Source organism: Halalkalibacter sp. HAAS-P013, assembly GCF_056619925.1.
Map to the genome: position 1 here is coordinate 1 of NZ_JBWQTU010000032.1, position 20,686 is coordinate 20,686.

General features: G+C 39.8%; 18 protein-coding genes, 1 tRNA gene, 1 rRNA gene, 1 other RNA gene and 1 other annotated feature. Of the genes, 16 read left to right on the forward strand and 5 right to left on the reverse strand.

What is annotated here, in order from left to right:
- Positions 1 to 311: 311 nt before the first annotated feature.
- Positions 312 to 686: a hypothetical protein gene (locus tag AC1FXP_RS22555; protein WP_480064180.1), complete on the forward strand. Its 375-nt coding sequence runs from the start codon at positions 312 to 314 to the stop codon at positions 684 to 686.
- A gap of 756 nt (positions 687 to 1,442) precedes the next feature.
- On the opposite strand, the gene AC1FXP_RS22560 is transcribed toward AC1FXP_RS22555, so the two are convergent.
- A complete protein-coding gene (locus tag AC1FXP_RS22560; RefSeq protein ID WP_480064181.1) occupies positions 1,443 to 2,405 on the reverse strand; it encodes a YaaC family protein in 963 nt (320 codons plus the stop codon).
- A 136-nt stretch (positions 2,406 to 2,541) separates the two neighbouring features.
- Between AC1FXP_RS22560 and guaB the strand changes: the two genes are divergently transcribed.
- The 5 genes from guaB to serS all read left to right on the forward strand — a co-directional run bounded on the left by guaB (position 2,542) and on the right by serS (position 8,782).
- Positions 2,542 to 3,999 (forward strand): IMP dehydrogenase, encoded by a 1,458-nt coding sequence (gene guaB / locus AC1FXP_RS22565; RefSeq protein ID WP_480064183.1) that lies wholly within the window; start codon positions 2,542 to 2,544, stop codon positions 3,997 to 3,999.
- Positions 4,000 to 4,175: 176 nt separating this feature from the next.
- Entirely contained in the window at positions 4,176 to 5,519 is a 1,344-nt protein-coding gene (locus tag AC1FXP_RS22570; RefSeq protein ID WP_480064184.1) for a D-alanyl-D-alanine carboxypeptidase family protein, read from the forward strand.
- A 190-nt stretch (positions 5,520 to 5,709) separates the two neighbouring features.
- A complete protein-coding gene (gene pdxS, locus AC1FXP_RS22575; RefSeq protein WP_034634174.1) occupies positions 5,710 to 6,594 on the forward strand; it encodes a pyridoxal 5'-phosphate synthase lyase subunit PdxS in 885 nt (294 codons plus the stop codon).
- A gap of 31 nt (positions 6,595 to 6,625) precedes the next feature.
- Complete coding sequence (gene pdxT / locus AC1FXP_RS22580; RefSeq protein WP_480064185.1) at positions 6,626 to 7,204, forward strand: pyridoxal 5'-phosphate synthase glutaminase subunit PdxT; 579 nt, start codon at positions 6,626 to 6,628, stop codon at positions 7,202 to 7,204.
- A gap of 1 nt (position 7,205) precedes the next feature.
- Positions 7,206 to 7,420 (forward strand) — a binding site (T-box leader).
- Positions 7,421 to 7,501: 81 nt separating this feature from the next.
- Entirely contained in the window at positions 7,502 to 8,782 is a 1,281-nt protein-coding gene (serS, locus tag AC1FXP_RS22585) for a serine--tRNA ligase (protein ID WP_480064186.1), read from the forward strand.
- 970 nt (positions 8,783 to 9,752) lie between these two features.
- On the opposite strand, the gene AC1FXP_RS22590 is transcribed toward serS, so the two are convergent.
- Genes AC1FXP_RS22590 through AC1FXP_RS22605 form a run of 4 tightly spaced genes read right to left on the reverse strand, consistent with a single transcriptional unit; the run spans position 9,753 to position 13,677 of the window.
- A complete protein-coding gene (locus tag AC1FXP_RS22590; RefSeq protein WP_480064187.1) occupies positions 9,753 to 10,763 on the reverse strand; it encodes an ABC transporter ATP-binding protein in 1,011 nt (336 codons plus the stop codon).
- Positions 10,738 to 11,787 (reverse strand): ABC transporter ATP-binding protein, encoded by a 1,050-nt coding sequence (locus AC1FXP_RS22595; protein WP_480064188.1) that lies wholly within the window; start codon positions 11,785 to 11,787, stop codon positions 10,738 to 10,740. The genes AC1FXP_RS22590 and AC1FXP_RS22595 overlap by 26 nt, the downstream gene beginning before the upstream one ends.
- 34 nt (positions 11,788 to 11,821) lie before the next feature.
- Positions 11,822 to 12,763 (reverse strand): ABC transporter permease, encoded by a 942-nt coding sequence (locus AC1FXP_RS22600; protein WP_480064189.1) that lies wholly within the window; start codon positions 12,761 to 12,763, stop codon positions 11,822 to 11,824.
- A gap of 17 nt (positions 12,764 to 12,780) precedes the next feature.
- The gene (locus AC1FXP_RS22605; protein ID WP_480064190.1) at positions 12,781 to 13,677 is read right to left on the reverse strand and encodes an ABC transporter permease; all 897 of its coding nucleotides are present in this window, start codon (positions 13,675 to 13,677) and stop codon (positions 12,781 to 12,783) included.
- Between the two features lie 365 nt (positions 13,678 to 14,042).
- Here AC1FXP_RS22605 and AC1FXP_RS22610 point away from each other — a divergent pair, with 365 nt between their 5' ends.
- The 10 genes from AC1FXP_RS22610 to AC1FXP_RS22655 form a co-directional block, all read left to right on the forward strand.
- Complete coding sequence (locus AC1FXP_RS22610) at positions 14,043 to 15,656, forward strand: glutathione ABC transporter substrate-binding protein (protein ID WP_480064191.1); 1,614 nt, start codon at positions 14,043 to 14,045, stop codon at positions 15,654 to 15,656.
- Positions 15,657 to 15,784: 128 nt separating this feature from the next.
- A tRNA-Ser gene (locus AC1FXP_RS22615) sits at positions 15,785 to 15,877 on the forward strand.
- Between the two features lie 92 nt (positions 15,878 to 15,969).
- Complete coding sequence (gene tadA / locus AC1FXP_RS22620) at positions 15,970 to 16,434, forward strand: tRNA adenosine(34) deaminase TadA (protein WP_480064197.1); 465 nt, start codon at positions 15,970 to 15,972, stop codon at positions 16,432 to 16,434.
- A gap of 100 nt (positions 16,435 to 16,534) precedes the next feature.
- An RNA gene (gene ffs, locus AC1FXP_RS22625) (signal recognition particle sRNA large type) lies at positions 16,535 to 16,800 on the forward strand.
- Positions 16,801 to 16,991: 191 nt separating this feature from the next.
- A complete protein-coding gene (gene dnaX, locus AC1FXP_RS22630; RefSeq protein ID WP_480064192.1) occupies positions 16,992 to 18,680 on the forward strand; it encodes a DNA polymerase III subunit gamma/tau in 1,689 nt (562 codons plus the stop codon).
- A gap of 20 nt (positions 18,681 to 18,700) precedes the next feature.
- Positions 18,701 to 19,012 carry a YbaB/EbfC family nucleoid-associated protein gene (locus AC1FXP_RS22635; RefSeq protein WP_480064193.1) on the forward strand — a complete coding sequence of 104 codons (312 nt, stop codon included), beginning with the start codon at positions 18,701 to 18,703 and terminating at the stop codon, positions 19,010 to 19,012.
- A gap of 11 nt (positions 19,013 to 19,023) precedes the next feature.
- A complete protein-coding gene (gene recR, locus AC1FXP_RS22640; protein WP_480064194.1) occupies positions 19,024 to 19,620 on the forward strand; it encodes a recombination mediator RecR in 597 nt (198 codons plus the stop codon).
- Between the two features lie 49 nt (positions 19,621 to 19,669).
- The gene (locus AC1FXP_RS22645) at positions 19,670 to 19,891 is read left to right on the forward strand and encodes a YaaL family protein (RefSeq protein ID WP_480064195.1); all 222 of its coding nucleotides are present in this window, start codon (positions 19,670 to 19,672) and stop codon (positions 19,889 to 19,891) included.
- A gap of 69 nt (positions 19,892 to 19,960) precedes the next feature.
- Entirely contained in the window at positions 19,961 to 20,224 is a 264-nt protein-coding gene (locus AC1FXP_RS22650; protein WP_480064196.1) for a pro-sigmaK processing inhibitor BofA family protein, read from the forward strand.
- A gap of 345 nt (positions 20,225 to 20,569) precedes the next feature.
- A 16S ribosomal RNA gene (locus AC1FXP_RS22655) occupies positions 20,570 to 20,686 on the forward strand; the annotation flags it as partial.

The following is a 20,686-nucleotide window of genomic DNA, read 5'->3' on the forward strand; positions in this document are numbered from 1 at the left end:
CCCCCTGTGAGACGAACCCTTTCTCTTCGTAATACAACGTGAATTACTTCGAAGAACAACTGCATGCCCAATCATCCCCGTAGAAGAGAAAGGGTGAGCCAGGACGTTGCCAGGCAGGGTACGCTGCGCATGGAAATAGGAGAGACGGACATACGCTGCATAATAGTAGTGCGCCCGAAGTAACAGCATCTCCGTTGAATAAGCCGATGGTTACAACATGAAAAGACATCTTGAAACTGCTTCATGTCCCCCTGTGAGACGAACCCTTTCTCTTCGTAATACAACGTGAGAAGCGTCGAAGAAAGAACACCATGCCCAATCACCCGCGTAGAAGGGAAATAGTGAGCCAGGAAGTTGCCAGGCGGGCACGCTCACATGAAAATAGAAGAGTTGATGGGATAAAGCCGTCTATCGGTAGAGCGCCCGGAGGAACAGCATCATCCTCGAATGAGCCGATGGTGCATCGTGACGTTGCCAGGCAGGGTACGCTGCGCATGGAAATAGGAGAGATGGACATACGCTGTATAATAGTAGTGAGCCCGAAGGAACAGCATCTTCCTCGAAAGGGCGAATGGTTACAACGTGAAACACTATGTTCAGCCTGTAAAGGTATTACCCCTGGTGCAATTGTTGATGTCATTGAAATTGACGCGACATATGGGGAATGTCGAGAAGATTACGGTTAAATAAAATAAAATGATGAAACAGACTGCACGGGTGTGCAGTCTGTTTATTAATGTCGTAAAGAAAGAGAAAAAGTTAAAATTAGCGGTCAATAGCTTAACTTTATTATTAGGTTGTTTTCGCATACGGGGCAAAATTACGACGTGAGTAAACTTCCTGAAAAACTCCATGTCCCCCTGTGAGACGAACTTCTTTTTTTCGTAAGCTTAACAGAGTGCTTCTTAGAAAGGCTTCGTGCCTTTCTTGTAGAAGAAAAGAAGTGAATCCGAACACTTAACACGGCATGAGACTCTTCTAAGAGCGACTGCAAGAATAATCACCCCCGTAGAAGGGAAAGGGAGAGCCAGGACGTTGCCAGGCAGGCACACTCCGCATAAAAATAGTTGAGATAAAGCTGCCCTATAGTAAAGCATCCGATGGATCAACATCTTCCTATGAACAGCTAATGTTCCATCTTGAAGGCTTCCTAATTGTTTTAATAATTTGTAGCATACCTCATCGAAGTAGGATAAGTCTTTTTATAGATACCCGTAATCCAGCGTTTGGCTCTGCGCACTGCATGTTGTTGCCCTATATGAGAAATCCACTCAAAGATGGCTTTTAAAACATGGCAACAGCTCTCAAGATTGCATAGATGGAACTATAAAGGTGAAACAAACCTTTCCAGTGTCCTCATACAAAGCTAGCTCCCTAAAAATCATTACAAATGTAAATCTACGCTTTATCTAACTCATCATAACAGATATGAAAAAAGCGCCTTAATTGCCAACGGACTCTTCCAAAAAGCTCGAAATAATTGACGGTACCTTCCGTTCGACAACATGTAAGTAATGAGAGATATACGGGAAATCGACACCGTCAAACGTATGAATTAAATCGCCCCACCATTCAGCTTCGTATCTGCATATCATACTTAAGTTATATAGCAGTAAAAAATGAGTTGCTAGTTCTGGCAATGAGTATGCTTTTAAGTGATCACGTTCTTGGAAGAAGTAAATGTTTTTATCACAGTCATACAACCAAGGATTTGAATTCCAGAATGGAGGAAGATGGGAACTTATTATTTGAACATTTTCTTTCGTTTCAGCCACTTTAACTTTAAGTGATTTATCATTTACTGTATTCGCTTCTATATATTGTTCGAACCGATTAACGGTCATATGATACTGATCTAAAACGTTAGGAGGGAGCAAAATGTTTTTTTGCTTTAGATCTCCTTTAAAGGATAGCGATTTATTAGTAAGGCGTAAAAATAAAGGATGCATATCAGCTATGTGGTTAAAAAGTGTTACCATTTGATATTTTTCGCCTTCCAAATGTTTCATGTGAAACATTTTGTCTAAAAAATAGGAAAAGATTCCGTTTTTCTGGATTTTTACCTCATCATCTAAAAAACGATAAGTAGATTTCTTTCTTTTCCGTGTTGTAACGCCATGTGCAAGGACTTGGGAATTCTCTGGATAGTTAGGGTCAGCTGTTAAAATACATGCTTTTAATAGTTGGACGACACCATAAAAAAGAAGAACAGGCTTTATTTCAATGGGAGAGTTGATTGCTTGATTGAAATATAATTGTCCGTGTTGTAAATGATACATAAAAGAAGAACAGACTTGATAGCTTTTTGTTTTCGGTTGAGAAATCTGATTTGCTTCATATTTTTCCGTTAAATATTTTCTTGAGTACGTAGCAGAATAAAAGGGTATAAATAAGTCGTTCATCATTTAATTTTAACGTACCTCCTTTTGTTCTGTATATTCTAAAAAGTCTCACATTATATTCATTCTTGACAGTAGTTTGCCCACTTGATAAGCTACTAATAATATTTTTCGATAAAAATCGATTCGGGGAGGCAGAATTATGTTGGAAAATAAATTTCAAAAAGAAGGTTTAACCTTTGATGATGTACTTCTAGTTCCAGGAAAGTCAGAGATTTTACCTCGTGATGTATCTGTGAAAACAACGTTGAGCAAGAACTTACAATTAAATATTCCGATTGTTAGCGCGGGAATGGATACAGTTACAGAGGCAAAAATGGCTATTGCCATGGCACGTGAAGGTGGACTAGGAATCATTCATAAGAACATGTCGATTGAATTACAAGCAGAGCAAGTTGAAATTGTTAAGCGTTCTGAAAGTGGTGTTATTACAAATCCTTTCTATTTAACAAAAGATCGTCAAGTTTATGATGCAGAGCATTTAATGGGTAAGTACCGTATTTCTGGTGTCCCGATTGTTGATGAGAATCAAAAACTAGTTGGTATTATTACGAATCGTGATTTACGTTTTATTGAAGATTATTCTATTCAAATTGATGAAGTGATGACAAAAGAGAATCTTGTTACAGCACCAGTTGGTACGACGCTGAACGAAGCTGAGAAGATCCTTCAACAATACAAAATTGAAAAGCTCCCACTTGTTGATGATGAAGGCACGTTAAAAGGTCTAATCACAATTAAAGATATTGAAAAAGTTATTGAGTTCCCTAACTCTGCCAAAGACGCTCAAGGACGCCTCGTAGTAGGTGCTGCTATTGGAGTTTCAGCTGATGCTGATATTCGTATTGCTGCACTAGTAGAAGCCGGTGTAGACGCCATTGTGATCGATACAGCACATGGCCACTCTAAAGGGGTATTAGATAAAGTTCGTGATGTTCGCTCACAATATCCAGATTTAACAATTATCGCTGGTAACGTTGCGACAGCACATGCAACACGAGATTTAATAGAAGCTGGAGTAGATGTAGTAAAAGTAGGAATTGGACCTGGCTCAATCTGTACAACGCGTATCGTTGCAGGGATTGGTGTTCCACAAATTACAGCCGTGTATGACTGTGCATTAGAAGCGAAAAAGCATGGTGTACCAATTATTGCTGATGGTGGTATTAAATATTCTGGGGACATCGTTAAGGCACTTGCTGCAGGAGGACATGCAGTTATGCTTGGAAGTTTACTTGCAGGGGTTTCAGAAAGCCCAGGAGAACGTGAAATATACCAAGGGCGACAATTTAAAGTTTACCGTGGAATGGGCTCATTAGGAGCGATGGAAAAAGGAAGTAAAGATCGTTATTTCCAGGAAAATGCTCAGAAGTTAGTCCCAGAAGGAATTGAAGGCCGCATTCCTTACAAAGGACCTTTAAATGATACGATTCACCAATTAATCGGTGGAATTCGTGCTGGTATGGGGTATTGCGGAACAGCTACTTTGGATGATCTTAGAGAAAATGGACAATTCATTCGTATTACTGGAGCAGGATTACGCGAAAGTCATCCACATGATGTACAAATTACAAAAGAAGCACCAAACTATTCACTATAGAAGAGAAGATGCTCATAATGGACAAAGTCCTTATGAGCATCTTTTTGCAACAAATGAGAGAATACTACTGGTTAAAATTTGTATAAAAATAGTAAATAGATAGTATCTTCTTTATCTATTTTTTTTTTAGTAGATATGGTAAAATTACCTCTATGTGAAAAGGTGGAGGGATAAAAGTGAATCAACTCATGTTTAAAAAATCACTTTCAATTATTCTTATGATTGTTGTGGTTTTAACGTTTGTTATACAACCAATGAAAACAAGTGCGGCTTTTGATTTACAAGCTGAATCTGCAATTCTAGTAGATGCTAAGACAGGAAAGATTTTATATGAGAAGAATATAGATGCTATTTTACCAACAGCAAGTATGACTAAGATGATGAGTGAGTACTTGATTCTTGAAGCGATCAATGAGGGAAAAATCTCTTGGAGTCAAGAAGTACCAATTAGCGATTTTGTAAGGAATTTATCACTTTATACTGCATTATCTAACGTACCACTCAGGCAAGATCATTCATATACCGTTGAACAACTTTACCAATCTATAGCGATTTATTCTGCAAATGCTTCAACGATTGCTTTAGCTGAATTAATTGCTGGTTCTGAAACGGAATTTGTTCGTATGATGAATGAAAAAGGAGCAGAGCTTGGTTTAGAAGATTATGAATTTGTTAACTCAACAGGGTTGAATAATTCTGATTTACTAGGGAATCATCCTAATGGTACAGGTGAAAATGCTGAGAACATGATGTCTGCACGTGCAACAGCAAAGCTTGCATATCATTTAATTAATGATTACCCTGAAGTACTTGAGACGGCTAGTATTCCAACACTGACGTTTGAAGCTGGTCCTGGTCCAGATGAGCAAATTGACATGCGTAACTGGAACTGGATGCTCTCAGGCATTGAGGCACAGCACGATTATCAAGGTGTAGATGGTTTAAAGACTGGTTATACGTCTGCAGCCGGTAATGCTTTTACGGGAACAGCTGAGCGTAATGGGATGCGATTTATTACTGTTGTTATGCGTACGGGTACACGTGATGATCGTTTTAACGAAACGGCCAAGCTAATGGATCACGGTTTTAATAATTTCTCAACTGCTGAAATCGTAGGCGCGGGTTATGCTCCTGAAGGTTTAGACATTCTTCCAGTAGCAGCCGGTAAAGAAAGAGAAGTAACCATTTCTAGTGTCGACCCTTTAACTACGGTTGTTCGTAATGGTGAAGAAGATTTATATGCAACTGAGCTTGTCCTTGATAACAACGTGTTAAATGAAGATGGAGAGATTGTTGCTCCATTTGAAGCAGGAGCTGAAGTTGGAACCCTTTCCCTTGTTTACACAGGAGAAGGAGACGAAGACTTTCTATACCCAACACAGCGTGCTGAAGTATTAGTTGTGACAGACTCTGCTGTTGAGAAATCTGGTTGGTTCTCAATGACAATGCGTGCAATCGGTGGTTTCTTCTCAGGTATTTGGAATGGTGTAGCTGATACAGTAAAAGGTTGGTTTTCATAATAAAAACAATAAAACGGATTTTTAGAGGGCATTGAAAAAGTAAAAATATCTTTTTCATGCCCTTATTTTGTAAAGGATCCGTTTTATGCTAAAATAAAAACTGAAAATTTATGCGAAAAAACTCGTTTTAAGGTATACTAATGTAGGATAATCATTCAACTTTAGACGAACGGTATAGGAGGATATACAAATGAGTCAAACAGGAACAGATAGAGTCAAAAGAGGTATGGCAGAAATGCAAAAAGGTGGCGTCATTATGGACGTTATCAACGCTGAACAAGCAAAGATTGCAGAAGCTGCAGGAGCGGTTGCAGTCATGGCACTTGAGCGTGTACCAGCTGATATTCGTGCAGCGGGTGGAGTAGCACGTATGGCTGATCCAACAATTGTTGAAGAAGTACTAAATGCAGTATCAATTCCAGTAATGGCAAAAGCACGTATTGGTCATATCGTTGAAGCACGTGTACTTGAAGCAATGGGTGTTGACTACATTGATGAAAGTGAAGTATTAACACCTGCTGACGAAGTATTCCATTTGTACAAGCGTGATTTTACTGTACCTTTCGTATGTGGAGCACGTGATTTAGGAGAAGCGTCTCGTCGTATTGGTGAAGGTGCATCAATGATCCGTACAAAAGGTGAGCCTGGAACGGGTAATATTGTAGAGGCTGTACGTCACATGCGTATGATCCAAGGTCAAATTAATAAAGTCAAACAAATGTCTACTGATGAGTTAATGACAGAAGCGAAAAACCTTGGTGCTTCATTTGACCTTTTATTACAAATTAAAGAAACAGGTAAACTACCTGTCGTTAACTTTGCAGCAGGCGGAGTAGCGACTCCTGCAGACGCTGCACTAATGATGCAGTTAGGTGCTGACGGGGTATTCGTAGGTTCTGGTATCTTTAAATCAGACAACCCTGAGAAGTTTGCTCGTGCAATCGTTGAAGCAACGACTCACTACGAAGATTATGCATTAATTGCTGAGCTTTCTAAAGGACTTGGTACAGCAATGAAAGGTATCGAAATTTCGACTCTTAACCCAACAGAGCGCATGCAAGAGCGTGGCTGGTAATTTAAGCTTGGTGTAAGGGAAAGGATTAGTAATGGTTAAAATAGGTGTATTGGCACTGCAAGGGGCTGTTAGAGAGCATGTGAACTGCTTAGAAGCTCCTAATACAGAAATAGTCGTAGTAAAAAAAGTAGAACAGCTCAATGATGTAGATGGATTGGTACTTCCGGGTGGAGAAAGTACGACAATGCGCCGTCTTATTGATTTATATGGTTTTTATGAGCCTTTAAAAGGGTTTGCTGCATCAGGTAAACCAATGTTTGGGACATGTGCAGGTGCCATTTTAATGGCTGGACAAATTGAAGGACAAGATGAGGGTCATTTGGCTGTCATTGATATGAAGGTACAGCGTAATGCATTCGGTCGTCAACGTGAAAGTTTTGAGACAGATCTTCATGTAACTGGAGTAGGTGAAGATATTCGTGCTGTCTTCATCCGAGCCCCACTTATTTTAGAAGTGGGGCAAGATGTTCAAGTTCTTTCAAAGTATGGGGATGAGATTGTTGCTGCAAGACAAGGAAACTTCCTAGCATGTTCTTTCCATCCTGAGCTTACAGACGACCATCGTTTCCATCAATTTTTCGTTTCAATTGTAGAAGAATCAAAACAATAAAGATAATGCGTAGATAAGGATTAGTACATACAATGTGCTGTACAGAGAGCCGGTGGATGGTGCGAACCGGGGAGTGCTTGTATGGAATCCACCTTTGAGTAGAAGTATGAAATCTTCTCGGTAGGCAGCCGTTATTGCTAAAGCGGCTTTAAGTAGCAGGAAAAGCACCTGCTACTTTGCAACAAGGGTGGTAACGCGGGTGCTCTCGTCCCTTCTTTTTATAGAAGGGGTGAGGGCTTTTTTTTATCCAATATAATTTGGTAGAATAGGTAAGATAAGATAAGAGGAGGACAAGAAATGTTAGATGTAAAACGACTACGAAAAGACTTTGATGATATAAAAACGAGACTTGCTACAAGAGGTGAAGATATCTCTGGATTAGACCGCTTTGAAGAGTTAGATGAAAAGCGTCGTACCATTATTGTTGAAGTAGAGGAGCTAAAGAATAGAAGAAACCAAGTATCTCAAGAAGTAGCGCAGTTAAAGCGTGAAAAACAAGATGCAGATCATTTAATTAAAGAGACAAAAGAAGTATCAGGAAAAATTAAATCATTGGATGAACAGCTGCGTAATACTGAAGAAGAGTTAGAAGGAATTCTTTTAACAATTCCTAACGTTCCGCATGAGAGTGTTCCAGTAGGCGATACAGAAGATGATAATGTCGAAGTCCGTAAATGGGGAGAGGTACGTTCTTTTGGATTTGAAACGAAAGCTCACTGGGATTTAGCAACTGATCTGGGAATCGTTGATTTTGAACGAGCTTCTAAAGTGACTGGAAGCCGCTTTGTCTTTTATAAGGGATTAGGGGCACGCCTAGAACGTGCGTTGATTAATTTTATGATGGATCTACACCAAGATGAGCATGGGTATGAGGAAGTGCTTCCTCCATATATGGTGAATCGCGCAAGTATGACAGGGACAGGTCAATTACCAAAGTTTGAAGAAGATGCTTTTAAAATTCAAGATTTGGACTACTTCCTTATCCCAACTGCAGAAGTACCAGTAACAAACTTACATCGCGATGAAATATTAACGGCAGAACAGTTACCAATAGCATATACAGCATACAGTGCAAACTTCCGTTCAGAAGCAGGTTCTGCTGGCCGTGATACACGCGGATTAATTCGTCAGCACCAGTTTAATAAAGTGGAACTTGTACGTTTCGTGAAGCCTGAAGATTCTTATGAAACACTTGAAACTCTAACAGGACATGCTGAGAAAGTACTTCAGCTTCTGAAACTTCCATACCGGGTATTAAGCATGTGTACTGCTGATTTAGGTTTCACGGCTGCTAAGAAGTATGATATTGAAGTATGGATTCCAAGCAATGACTCTTACCGTGAGATTTCTTCTTGCAGTAATTTTGAAGATTTCCAAGCACGCCGAGCAAATATTAAATATCGTTCGGACCCAAAAGCAAAACCAGAATTTGTTCATACATTAAATGGTTCAGGTCTTGCAGTCGGCCGTACAGTTGCTGCGATCTTAGAAAATTATCAAGAAGAAGATGGAACTGTTGTGATTCCAGAAGTGTTACGCCCATATATGGGGAATGTTGAAAAGATTACGGTTAAGTAAGTTTATAAAGGGCCGACTGCATGAGTGTGCAGTCGGGTTATTAATGCTTCAAAATGAAATAAATTGCTAAAAACTAGTTGTCACTAGCTTGAGTCTTTTGTTTATTAATACTATAAAAAGCTAATGCCGTAATAAATAAAAAAGTTGAGATGGATAAAACAATTCCATTCCATGCCCCATTAAAAAAAGCAACATTGATGAGGGTCAAGAGGTGCATTGAAATAATTATTAAGAGTAAAAGTGTCGTTGTTTTCAAAGAATCACACCTTTTAATTAAGTCTCTATAATAATGATATCGTAAATGAACAAAGTAGAGAAGTAGAAATGGAGAAAGGTGAGAGAGCGAAACCATTGCTTCGATCATAAAGAAACCAGGTCAAAGAGCGACCATTAGCTAAAGAGGAAGCAGATATAGTGGCAATGCTCCACTCGCCGTGCGCCTTTTGAGAAACCCACTCAAAAGGCTTAAAACATTACGGCGGCTCCGCTTATTGCTTAGATTACAAAAAACTAGACCAAAGAGTGGTCTTTAGTCAAAGAGAGAGCGAACATGTTAGCAATGGCTCCACTCGCCGTGCGCCTTTTGAGAAACCCACTCAAAAGGCTTAAAACATTACGGCGGCTCCGCACATTGCTTAGATCACAAAGAAACCAGGTCAAAGAGCGGTCTATAGTCGTAGAGAGAGCGAACATGTTAGCAATGGCTCCACTCACTGCGCGCCTCAAGGAGAAACCCGCTCCTTGAGGCTTAAAAGACTGCAGCGGCTCCGCACATTGCTTAGATCACAAAGAAACCAGGTCAAAGAGCGGTCTATAGTCGTAGAGAGAGCGAACATGGTTGCAATGGCTCCACTCACTGCGCGCCTCAAGGAGAAACCCGCTCCTTGAGGCTTAAAAGACTGCAGTGGCTCCGCACATTGCTTCGATCATAAAGAAACCAGGTCAAAGAGCGACCTGGTTTCTTTATGATCTAATACTTAGGTTTGTGCTTACCTGATTCGATTTCATCCATGTAGTGGCATGCTGCTAGGTGGCCTTCTTTCATGTAATCTTCACCTTTAAGCTCTGGTGTGTCTGTTTTACACAGGTCTGTAGCAAATGGACAGCGTGTGTGGAAACGACAGCCTTCTGGAGGATTAATAGGTGAAGGTACATCACCTTTTAGGATGACTCGTTCTTTCTTTTTGCCTGGTTCCGGTACAGGAATGGCTGAAAGCAATGCCTTTGTATATGGATGTTGTGGGTTATCGAATACGGACGTTTTATCACCGATCTCTACGATGCGTCCAAGATACATGACGATAACTCGGTCAGAAATATGACGAACAACACCTAAGTCATGAGATATAAATAAATACGTTAACTTAAATTCACGTTGTAATTTCTTTAATAAGTTAATTACTTGCGCTTGGATCGAAACATCTAGCGCTGAAACAGCCTCATCACAAATGATTAACTTAGGATCAACGGATAATGCACGAGCAATACCGATACGTTGACGTTGACCGCCACTAAATTCATGCGGGAAACGGTCAATTTGGTGTGGACCAAGACCAACTGTTTCCATTAGTTCACGTATTTTATCAGCACGTTGCAATTTTGGAACAACATTTTGAATTTCTAACGCTTCATCTAAGATCTGACGTACAGTATGACGTGGATTAATAGAAGCATAAGGATCTTGGAAAATAATTTGTAAATCTTTACGTTTCCTACGCATTTGCGCCTTATTTAAAGATAATAAGTCATCCCCATCAAAAACTACTTCACCAGCTGTAGGCTCATCAAGACGAAGGATAGCACGCCCTGTTGTAGATTTACCACAACCAGATTCACCTACGATACTTACCGTTTCCCCTTCATAGACATCAAATGTTACACCATCAACGGCTTTAACATGGTTAACGGTACGCCCTAACACTCCGCCCTTAATAGGGAAGTATTGTTTTAAATCTTTAACTTTCAGTAGTTCTTTTTTCATACACGTTCACCTCCGGATCGCCATCCCACTCATCCGAGTAGATCCAGCAACGAATTTGGTTGCCATTTTCATCTTCTTCAAGCTCAGGAAGACGTTCAACACAGATATCACTTGCATGCGGACAACGTGGTGAAAATCGACAGCCTACAGGCATATCAGCTGGACTTGGGACAGCCCCTTTAATAACTGATAACTCTTCATCCTCTAAATCAATATCATGACGCGGCAATGAATTGAGTAGTCCAACAGTGTAAGGATGTCTTGGATTACGGAACAGCTCATCAACAGAAGCAAATTCTACAACTTTTCCGCAATACATAACAGCAACATAGTCACAAGTTTCTGCGACTACACCTAGGTCATGTGTAATCATAATGATTGACATGCCTAAACGATTTTGAAGATCCTTCATCAATTCTAAAATTTGCGCTTGAATCGTTACATCTAAAGCCGTTGTAGGTTCATCAGCAATTAACAGCTCAGGATTACACGCTAATGCCATCGCAATCATCACACGTTGACGCATCCCACCTGAAAGTTCATGTGGATACTGGTGAACACGTTGTTCAGGTGATGGAATCCCTACAAGTTTCAACATTTCAATTGAGCGTTCAATTGATTGTTTTTTGTTAAGTTTCTCATGAATCTGAAATGATTCTCCAATTTGTTGACCTACAGTATAAACAGGGTTTAACGAAGTCATCGGCTCTTGGAAAATCATCGAAATTTCATTTCCACGGATTTTTCGCATTTGTGCTTCTGTTTTTTCAAGAAGATCTGTTCCTTTAAATAGAACTTGACCGCCCACGACTTTCCCAGGGTTTTGAATCAGTCTGAGAATAGAAAGTGATGTAATACTCTTACCAGAACCAGATTCACCAACTACTCCTAGTGTCTTTCCTTTCGGTACAGAAAAGTTGACACCATCGACAGCTTTAACCTCAAAGTTTTCCGTGAAAAACGACGTGCGGAGGTCACGAACTTCAAGAATTGTTTCATTCTTGTTATCGATTTTTGTCGTCATAAGGTTTCACACCTTTCACATTTTTATATCACAATTAATTCAAATCAATTCGTTTATTTAAGAAGCGATACGCTACATCTACAAGTAAGTTTACGGCTACGAATATTAATGAAAATACAAGAACGGTTCCTTGAACGATAGGGAAGTCACGTGCACGAATAGCATCAATAATTAAACGTCCCATTCCGTTAACAGCAAATACCATCTCAGTAAGAACGGCACCGCCTAGTAATGAACCAAATTGAAGACCTACAACAGTCACAACAGGAATCATGGCATTTTTTAATGCATGGCGATAAATGACAACCTGTTCTTTAACCCCTTTAGCACGAGCTGTACGGATATAATCTTGTCCAATAACTTCAAGCATACTTGAACGTGTCATACGAGCAATAATAGCAGCCCCTGCAGTTCCTAACGTGATAACTGGTAAGACAATTTGTTGCCATGAACCCCAACCAGAGGCTGCAAACCAACCTGTGTTAATAGGTCCTATATCAAAGCCGATTGCAAACCATTGAATTAGCATAAGTCCAAGCCAGAAGTTTGGCATGGATAACCCAAATAATGCAACAATCATAATAGCAACATCAGTAAACGTGTAATGCTTTGTTGCTGAAATCACTCCAGCAATTAAACCGATAAATACACTTAAAATCGTACTGTATATAGCAAGTTCTACGGTTACCCAAAACCGTCCCGAGATTTCTTGAGCAACTGGACGACCACTACGGATCGAATTTCCAAGGTCACCTTGTACGACACCTGAAACATATTTTGCGTATTGAACAGGAATTGCTTCATTTAGGCCAAGTCTCTCACGCATTTGTTCGATCTGAGCTGGAGAAGCACTTTCACCTGCCATGATTTGAGCTGGATCACCAGGAATGAGGTGCATCAAGCTGAATGTTAAAATTGTAACACCTATTAAAACTGGAATCGTCTGAACAAGACGACGTAAGATAAAAGTAAACATGTTTTCGCACCTCTTTTCTAGTTTTTCATTTTAGGATCTAACGCATCTCGTAAGCCATCACCAAAGATATTAAAGGCTAGTACAACAATAACAATTGCGATACCAGGGAAGAATGCAACATGAGGGGCATCCCACATGTAGTTACGCCCACCACTTAACATAGCTCCCCATTCGGGTGTCGGTGGTTGTGCACCCATACCTAAAAACGAAAGTCCACTAGCAGTTAAGATCGATGTTGCAATGCTTAATGTACCTTGAACGATTAATGGAGAAGTTACATTAGGTAAGATGTGTTTAAAGATAATTCTTGCATCACTTGCACCTAGTGCTCTCATCGCATCAATATATTCTAATTTACGAACGGCAAGCGTTGATCCACGTACGATACGTGCAAAAACAGGAATAGAGAAAATACCAACAGCAATTATAACGTTATTTAAGCTTCCACCTAATACACTAACAATAGCTAACGCAAGTAAGATACCTGGGAAAGCAAGTAAGATATCCATCACACGCATGATGACAGTATCCACCATTCTACCGTAATAACCAGAAATGATTCCTAAGAACACACCTATTGTTGCTCCGATTAAAACAGAGAAAAATCCTACATATAAAGTAATCGACATCCCATGAATAATTCTGCTAAAAATGTCACGACCATGGTGGTCTGTTCCAAACCAATGTTCAGACGAGGGGCTAGCCAGTTTATTAACATGGTTTTGGACGTTCGGTTCATACGGTGTAAAAGAAGGTCCAATGACCGCTAGTAATATAAAGAAGATAATGAGAATGCCACCGACCATAGCTGCTTTATTTTTACGTAATTTTTTGTAAAAACTTTTCCATCTTTGAGCAGCAGGGCTAGGAGGCCGACTTGATGTTTCAGCGTTTTTAATAGTTTGTTCGCTCATAACATACACCCTTTCCTTTTTATTAATTTTTATATCTCCACCTTGCAACAAAGTCTGAAAATTCGACCTTGTTCGACAAGACAAATACTATTTCACAAATTCTAATTATAACATGCTAAGTGGTATTTACAACGACAATATTGTTATTGTGGTATAATGATGTGTCAGATGTTGAAAACGCTGTCGTTTTCTATGATGTCAACTAGTATCAGTATTATCAGAAAAATTCAATTATGACGAACAATCTGTCAAGTTTTCTGGAAAAGTAATTTTCGGAAAAAGAACTTGTATTCTTTATTTTCTTGATATATAGTAATATTGGTTTTAGTACAAAGACTAATTACAAAAATAGGGGGTATTTTTTGATGAAAATGTCAAAAAATTCGTTTTTCTTTTTGGCTCTTTTATTAGCATTCAGTGTATTTATCGTTGCATGTGCAAATGAGCCAGATGTAACTCCTGCTCCTGCTGAAGGAGAAGAGGCTGCTGAAGGTACTACTGAAGGCGGAGAAGGTGGCGATTTAGTAATTGCTAATCTATCTGACGCTGTTGCGCTTGATCCACATGGTTCAAATGACACTCCATCAAGTAATGTTGCTCAAAACATCTATGAAGCACTTGTAGAGCAAGATGAAAACATGGAACTACAACCAGGGCTAGCTGAAAGCTGGGAAATGGTTGATGACCTTACTTGGGAATTCTACCTTCGCGAAGGTGTGAAATTCCATGACGGTTCTGACTTTAACGCTGACGTTGTAAAAGCTAACTTAGATCGTATCCTTGATCCTGAAGTTGCTTCTCCTCGTCAATTCATCTTTAATATGATTACAGGTGTTGAAGTTGAAGATGAGCATACTGTTCGTATTTCGACTGAGTTTCCTTTTGCTCCACTTCCTGCGCACCTTGCACACAATGGTGGTGGAATGATTTCTGGTGATTTAATTGCTGAAGACTATGAGGCAATGGAAGCTGGTGCTGAACCAGGAAGCAAAATTAGTGAAAATCCTGTAGGTACTGGATACTTCAAGTTTGACTCTTGGACTCCTGGTACTGAAATTAAATTAGTACGTAACGAAGAGTACTGGGGCGAGAATGCTAAGCTTGATTCTGTAACTTTCAAAGTAGTTCCAGAAGATTTAACTCGTATTGCTGAACTTGAAACTGGTGCAGCGCATATTTCTGATCCACTAAGTCCTTCTGATATTTCACGTGTAGAAGGTACTGATGGTATCCATGTTAACCGTCAACCAAGTGTTTCTTTATCTTATATCGGTTTCAATGTTGAAAAAGAACCATTTGATAACCCGTTAGTTCGTCAAGCGATCTCTAAAGCGATTAACAAAGAAGCAATTATTGAAGGAATCTACGATGGTGCTGGTATTCCAGCTATCGGTCCTTTAGCTCCTGATGTATTTGGTTATGATGAGACTGTTTCTGGTCTAGAATATAATGTAGAAGAAGCTCAAGCTCTATTAGCTGAAGCTGGTTATGAAGATGGTTTCTCAACTACTATATGGACTAATGATAACCGTGAGCGTATTGACGCTGCTACTTTCGTTCAAGCTGAGTTAGAAAAAATCGGCATTGATGTTAGCATCGAAGTTGTAGAGTGGGGTGCTTACCTAGAGAACACTGCAAATGGCGAGCATGACATGTTCGTTCTTGGTTGGTCTACTGTAACAGGTGATGCTGACTACGGTATGTATGCATTATTCCACTCTAATAACCACGGTGAGCCTGGAAACCGTACATTCCTTAGCAATCCTGAACTTGATGAGCTTTTAGATCAAGCTCGTCAAAACCCAGATCCAGAAGAGCGTGCAGCTCTTTATAAAGATGCACAAGAAATTCTTGTTGAAGAAGCTCCAATGCTTTACATCCATCACCAACAATTCCTTTTAGGTGTTAGTGATAATGTACAAGGTCTATGGCAGCACCCAACTGGAATCCTTATGCTTCAAGATGTAACATTGCAATAATAAGGAAACAGCTTACTCGAAAGAGTGAGCTGTTTTTTTGCAAAAAGAAATGGCCCCATACGTAACTTTCCAAAAAAATACTTGTCTTTTTATTATGAGTTGTTTATAATGAATTTTGTCAGTGACGCGGAGGAATACCCAAGTCCGGCTGAAGGGATCGGTCTTGAAAACCGACAGGCGGGTTAAACCGCGCGGGGGTTCGAATCCCTCTTCCTCCGCCATACATAAAAATGTTACACTACCAGTAATGGTAGTGTTTTTTGTTTTTTATAAGTGTTTACATTGTCGCTGAGTGGAGTGAATACAGTTGAGTATGGATGAGAAGTGGATGGAAGTTGCTTTAGAGGAAGCGAGGAAAGCTGAAGAGATTGGAGAGGTTCCTATTGGTGCTGTTCTTGTTAAGAATGGAGAGTTGATTGCTGCTGCTCACAATCGAAGGGAAATCGATCAACAAGCTTTGGCGCATGCTGAACTCGCTGTTATTAAGGAAGCTTGTCGGAATTTAGATAGTTGGCGTTTGCTTGATTGTACTCTTTATGTCACGTTAGAACCTTGTCCGATGTGTGCAGGAGCCATTGTTCAATCGCGTATAAAAAAAGTAGTATTTGGAGCTCCTGATCCAAAAGCTGGTTGCGCTGGAACGTTGATGAATCTTTTAGATGAACCTAGGTTTAATCATCAAACAGAAGTTGTTTCTGGATGCCTTGAAAATGAGTGTAGTACGATTCTTACAACTTTCTTTCGTGCTTTGCGTCAAAGAAGGAAGTTGTCGAAATGAGGAATTTTAGTTTCCAGTTTGTTACGGTTGCATTTTTAGGACAAACCATCTATACTAGGAAATGCGTCAGTGAGACGTGTTAACAATGTTATTAAATTTGCCGTGCTAGGTGGGGAGGTAGCGGTGCCCTGTACTCGCAATCCGCTGTAGCGAGGCTGAATCCCCTCTCGAGGTTTTGTCACCGCAGGGTCTGACCTAAGTAAGTGGTGTTGACGCTTGGGTTCCACGCAACGGAAACCCATGAACCCTGTCAGGTCCGGAAGGAAGCAGCAGTAAGTGGCCCCTTCCGTGTGCCGTGGAGTCGCCTGGGCCGAGCTAACTGCTTAGGTAACGCCTGTGGTGGCATTATCAACAGAGGGTGCACGGTATCAATTTTATATAAAAAAGCAACTACATAATTGTAGTTGCTTTTTTAAATTTATAAATGTAGTCGCTTGTGAAAAAATGAATTATTTCCAGGGGTCAGCCGCCTTTTGTAATTACGTATGTACTACTTTAAAAAATGATGTTCAATCGCTATAATAGAAGAAAGTGTTTTAAAAGAGGAGGAAGTGGGAGTGGGTTATCAAGCGCTGTATCGTGTTTGGAGACCGCAACAATTGAAAGATGTTGTTGGACAAGAACACATAACGAAAACGTTACAAAACGCATTATTACAACAAAAATTATCCCACGCTTATTTGTTCTCTGGTCCGCGCGGTACAGGTAAGACAAGTGCGGCTAAAATCATTGCTAAGGCAATCAACTGCGAAATGGCTCCAGTTGCGGAACCATGTAATGAGTGTTCAGCTTGTAAAGGTATTACTTCTGGTGCAATTGTTGATGTCATTGAAATTGATGCGGCCTCTAACAATGGTGTAGATGAAATTCGAGACATTCGAGACAAAGTGAAATTTGCACCAAGTGAAGTTCGTTATAAAGTGTATATTATAGATGAAGTACATATGTTGTCTACCGGTGCCTTTAATGCTTTATTGAAAACACTTGAAGAGCCGCCTGGGCATGTGCTTTTTATTTTGGCCACAACAGAACCTCACAAAATACCACTTACCATTATTTCTAGATGTCAACGTTTTGATTTTAAGCGTATTACAAACCAAGCGATTGTATCTAGAATGCAGTTTATTCTTGGTCATGATTCTATTTCAGCTGATGAAGACGCCCTCTTTATGATTGCAAGAGCTGCAGAAGGTGGTATGCGAGATGCCTTGAGTTTATTAGATCAAGCCATTTCATTTGCGGACGAGAGTCTTCAGTTAGATGATGTACTGGCTGTTACAGGTGCTGTATCCCAACAAGCGTTAACTAATGTGGTTACTTCTATAGAAGAAGGAGACACGTTAGCCACTCTCAGTCAATTAGAGCAGATATTGCAGGATGGAAAAGATCCTAACCGTTTTGTAGAAGATCTAATCTATTATTATCGGGACTTGCTTCTGTTTAAAAATGCTCCTATGGCAGAAGATCTGTTGGAAAGAGCAAAAGTGGATGATCACTTTAAGGATCTAACGGATAAAGTTGATGTTCATTGGTTGTATGCGGCTATCGAATCTTTAAATGCGAGTCAGCAAGAAATGAAGTGGTCTGCACATCCGAAAATCTTTTTGGAACTCGCATTGTTGAAGTTAGTTAATCAACAGAAGAGTCAAGTTGCCACACCGAGTTCGGTATCCTCGAGTGAGGTAGAGGAATTAAAAAGCAAGATTGCCTTGCTAGAGAAGAAACTAGAAAATGTACAATCTGGCCAAGTTGTTACTCAATCTGAAGATGGTCAAGCCCCTAAGCAGCGGAGAGTTAAAAAGGTACCTGCGCAAGCTCGGAATGGGGCAGCGCGTGTGAAAGAAACGTTAAAAGAAGCTGATAAACGTCACTTACAAGTTGTTACTTCTAGGTGGGGAGATGTAATGGAACGGATAAAGGTGAAGAGTGTTCCGGCGCATGCTTGGTTAAGTGATTGTAAGCCAGTCGCTTCTTCTGCATCTACGATTGTCTTAGCGTTTCAAAATGAAATGCATCGTGATATGATGGATATAAAGTTTCGAGAGGTATTAGAAGCTATTATTCAGGAAACTCTGAATGGGCAGTCGACTTTTGTTACTCTTCTTCAAACGCACTGGGAAAAAGTGAAAGAGGATTATGTAGCCGAACAAAAAGGTTCTACTAAAGAAGCGGATGATAGTGACTCTTTAGTAGATGAAGCAGTGAAGCTAGTTGGTGAGGATTTAATTGAATTTAGTGATTCTTAAAATACGGGAGGTTTTTATTGATGAAAAACATGGGTAATATGATGAAGCAAATGCAAAAAATGCAAAAGCAAATGGCGAAAGCACAAGAGGAATTAAAAGAGAAAACAGTTGAAGCGACTGCAGGCGGTGGAATGGTGACTGTAGTTGCTAGTGGAGATAAACGAATTTTAGATGTGACGATCTCTGAAGATGTCGTTGATCCAGATGACGTAGAAATGTTACAAGATCTTATTTTAGCTGCTACAAATGAAGTATTGAAAAAAGTGGATGAGCTAGTAGAACAAGATATGGGTAAGTTCACAAAAGGAATGAATATTCCTGGAATGTTCTAGGAGGGGACGATTTGCAGTATCCTGAACCAATAGCTAAATTAATTGAAGGATTTATGAAATTGCCAGGTATCGGACCTAAAACGGCTAGCCGCCTGGCTTTTTTTGTTTTAGATATGAAGGAAGACGATGTGCTTGATTTTGCTAAAGCGTTAGTAAATGCGAAACGAAATCTTACTTATTGTTCGGTTTGTCATAATATCACTGACACAGATCCTTGTCGTATTTGTGAGGATCAACACCGGGATAAGTCGTTAGTTTGTGTCGTTCAAGATGCGAAAGATGTCATCGCGATGGAAAAGATGAAGGAGTATCGTGGAGATTATCATGTTCTTCAAGGAGCTATTTCTCCGATGGATGGGGTAGGCCCTGAAGATATAAAGATTCCCGAGCTTCTCAAGCGCCTTCAAGATGACACGATACAAGAGGTTATTATTGCGACAAATCCAACGATTGAGGGAGAAGCTACGGCGATGTACATTTCGAGACTTGTTAAGCCGACGGGGATTAAGGTAACTCGAATTGCTCATGGACTACCGGTTGGCGGTGACTTGGAGTATGCCGATGAAGTTACACTCTCAAGAGCAATTGAAGGGCGAAGAGAACTGTAAATTTCTATAACCTTTATTAAATAGATTAGACGATAAGGTGGATTGAATCTTGTTTCGTAAAAAACAAAAACTTCGTAAACAGGAAAATGCTCAGTTATTTAAACATCTTGAAAAGCAGAAGGAAAAGCTTGATAGTGAAAAACAACTTATTCAAAGAAGTATTGATCCATCTGATGATGTGTTAAACAGGGCGAAAGTAACAGAAGCTGTTTATTCATTCTTGTTAAGAGAAGCAAGGAAACGTCAGGTTAGTAAGAACGAACTGCGCTAAGTAGTTTGTTCTTTTTTTGTTTCTAGCGGCATAGGAATCAATAAGACAAGCTTAAAATGAGGTGGGAAAATGGATCCGATTATTTTAATTGCTCTACTTGCGGGGGTGGTTGTTATTCTATTAGTTGTCGGCGCTCCAATGAAACCTGTTCGTTTTTTGGGGAATATTGCAGTCAAAGTCGTGATAGGTGCACTTATGCTCTTTTTTGTAAATACATTTGGGTCTTTTATTGATTTTTATATTCCGATTAATGGTGTAACAGCAGCTGTTTCTGGTTTGCTAGGTGTCCCAGGTGTGGTTCTTCTTATTGTAATTAAACAGTTTATTATTTGATGAGAAAAATGGACATGTTTTCCTTTGGTTGAACTGTTATAAAAAGCAGTTCAATTTTTTTTGGTTTTAATAGTTGCATTAGTTTATATCGTATGGTATATTATTTCTTGTCGCCAAAACGAATTGAAAAATTAACAAAAAAAACAATTTGACATTACATTTTGTTTTTGTTATGATAATCAAGTCGCTGAAAACGACACGTTAGTTCTTTGAAAACTGAACAAAAGCCAAGCGAAATAGAGATACATGATATCTCGTCAAAGAAATTTACCCGATAGGGAAAATTTCATCCTTAATTTATTGCATTGCTAGCGTGATGCAAATTGAGCTAATCAGCTTACCGTTTTTATGGAGAGTTTGATCCTGGCTCAGGACGAACGCTGGCGGCGTGCCTAATACATGCAAGTCGAGCGGACATCATAAGAGCTTGCTCTTATGATGTTAGCGGCGGACGGGTGAGTA

Coding starts and splice junctions, on each gene's coding strand:
- AC1FXP_RS22555 (WP_480064180.1), top strand. CDS start 312: ATGCCCAATCACCCGCGTAGAAGGGAAATAGTGAGCCAGGAAGTTGCC.
- AC1FXP_RS22560 (WP_480064181.1), bottom strand. CDS start 2,405: ATGATGAACGACTTATTTATACCCTTTTATTCTGCTACGTACTCAAGA.
- guaB (WP_480064183.1), top strand. CDS start 2,542: ATGTTGGAAAATAAATTTCAAAAAGAAGGTTTAACCTTTGATGATGTA.
- pdxS (WP_034634174.1), top strand. CDS start 5,710: ATGAGTCAAACAGGAACAGATAGAGTCAAAAGAGGTATGGCAGAAATG.
- pdxT (WP_480064185.1), top strand. CDS start 6,626: ATGGTTAAAATAGGTGTATTGGCACTGCAAGGGGCTGTTAGAGAGCAT.
- serS (WP_480064186.1), top strand. CDS start 7,502: ATGTTAGATGTAAAACGACTACGAAAAGACTTTGATGATATAAAAACG.
- AC1FXP_RS22590 (WP_480064187.1), bottom strand. CDS start 10,763: ATGAAAAAAGAACTACTGAAAGTTAAAGATTTAAAACAATACTTCCCT.
- AC1FXP_RS22595 (WP_480064188.1), bottom strand. CDS start 11,787: ATGACGACAAAAATCGATAACAAGAATGAAACAATTCTTGAAGTTCGT.
- AC1FXP_RS22600 (WP_480064189.1), bottom strand. CDS start 12,763: ATGTTTACTTTTATCTTACGTCGTCTTGTTCAGACGATTCCAGTTTTA.
- AC1FXP_RS22605 (WP_480064190.1), bottom strand. CDS start 13,677: ATGAGCGAACAAACTATTAAAAACGCTGAAACATCAAGTCGGCCTCCT.
- AC1FXP_RS22610 (WP_480064191.1), top strand. CDS start 14,043: ATGAAAATGTCAAAAAATTCGTTTTTCTTTTTGGCTCTTTTATTAGCA.
- tadA (WP_480064197.1), top strand. CDS start 15,970: ATGGATGAGAAGTGGATGGAAGTTGCTTTAGAGGAAGCGAGGAAAGCT.
- AC1FXP_RS22635 (WP_480064193.1), top strand. CDS start 18,701: ATGAAAAACATGGGTAATATGATGAAGCAAATGCAAAAAATGCAAAAG.
- AC1FXP_RS22650 (WP_480064196.1), top strand. CDS start 19,961: ATGGATCCGATTATTTTAATTGCTCTACTTGCGGGGGTGGTTGTTATT.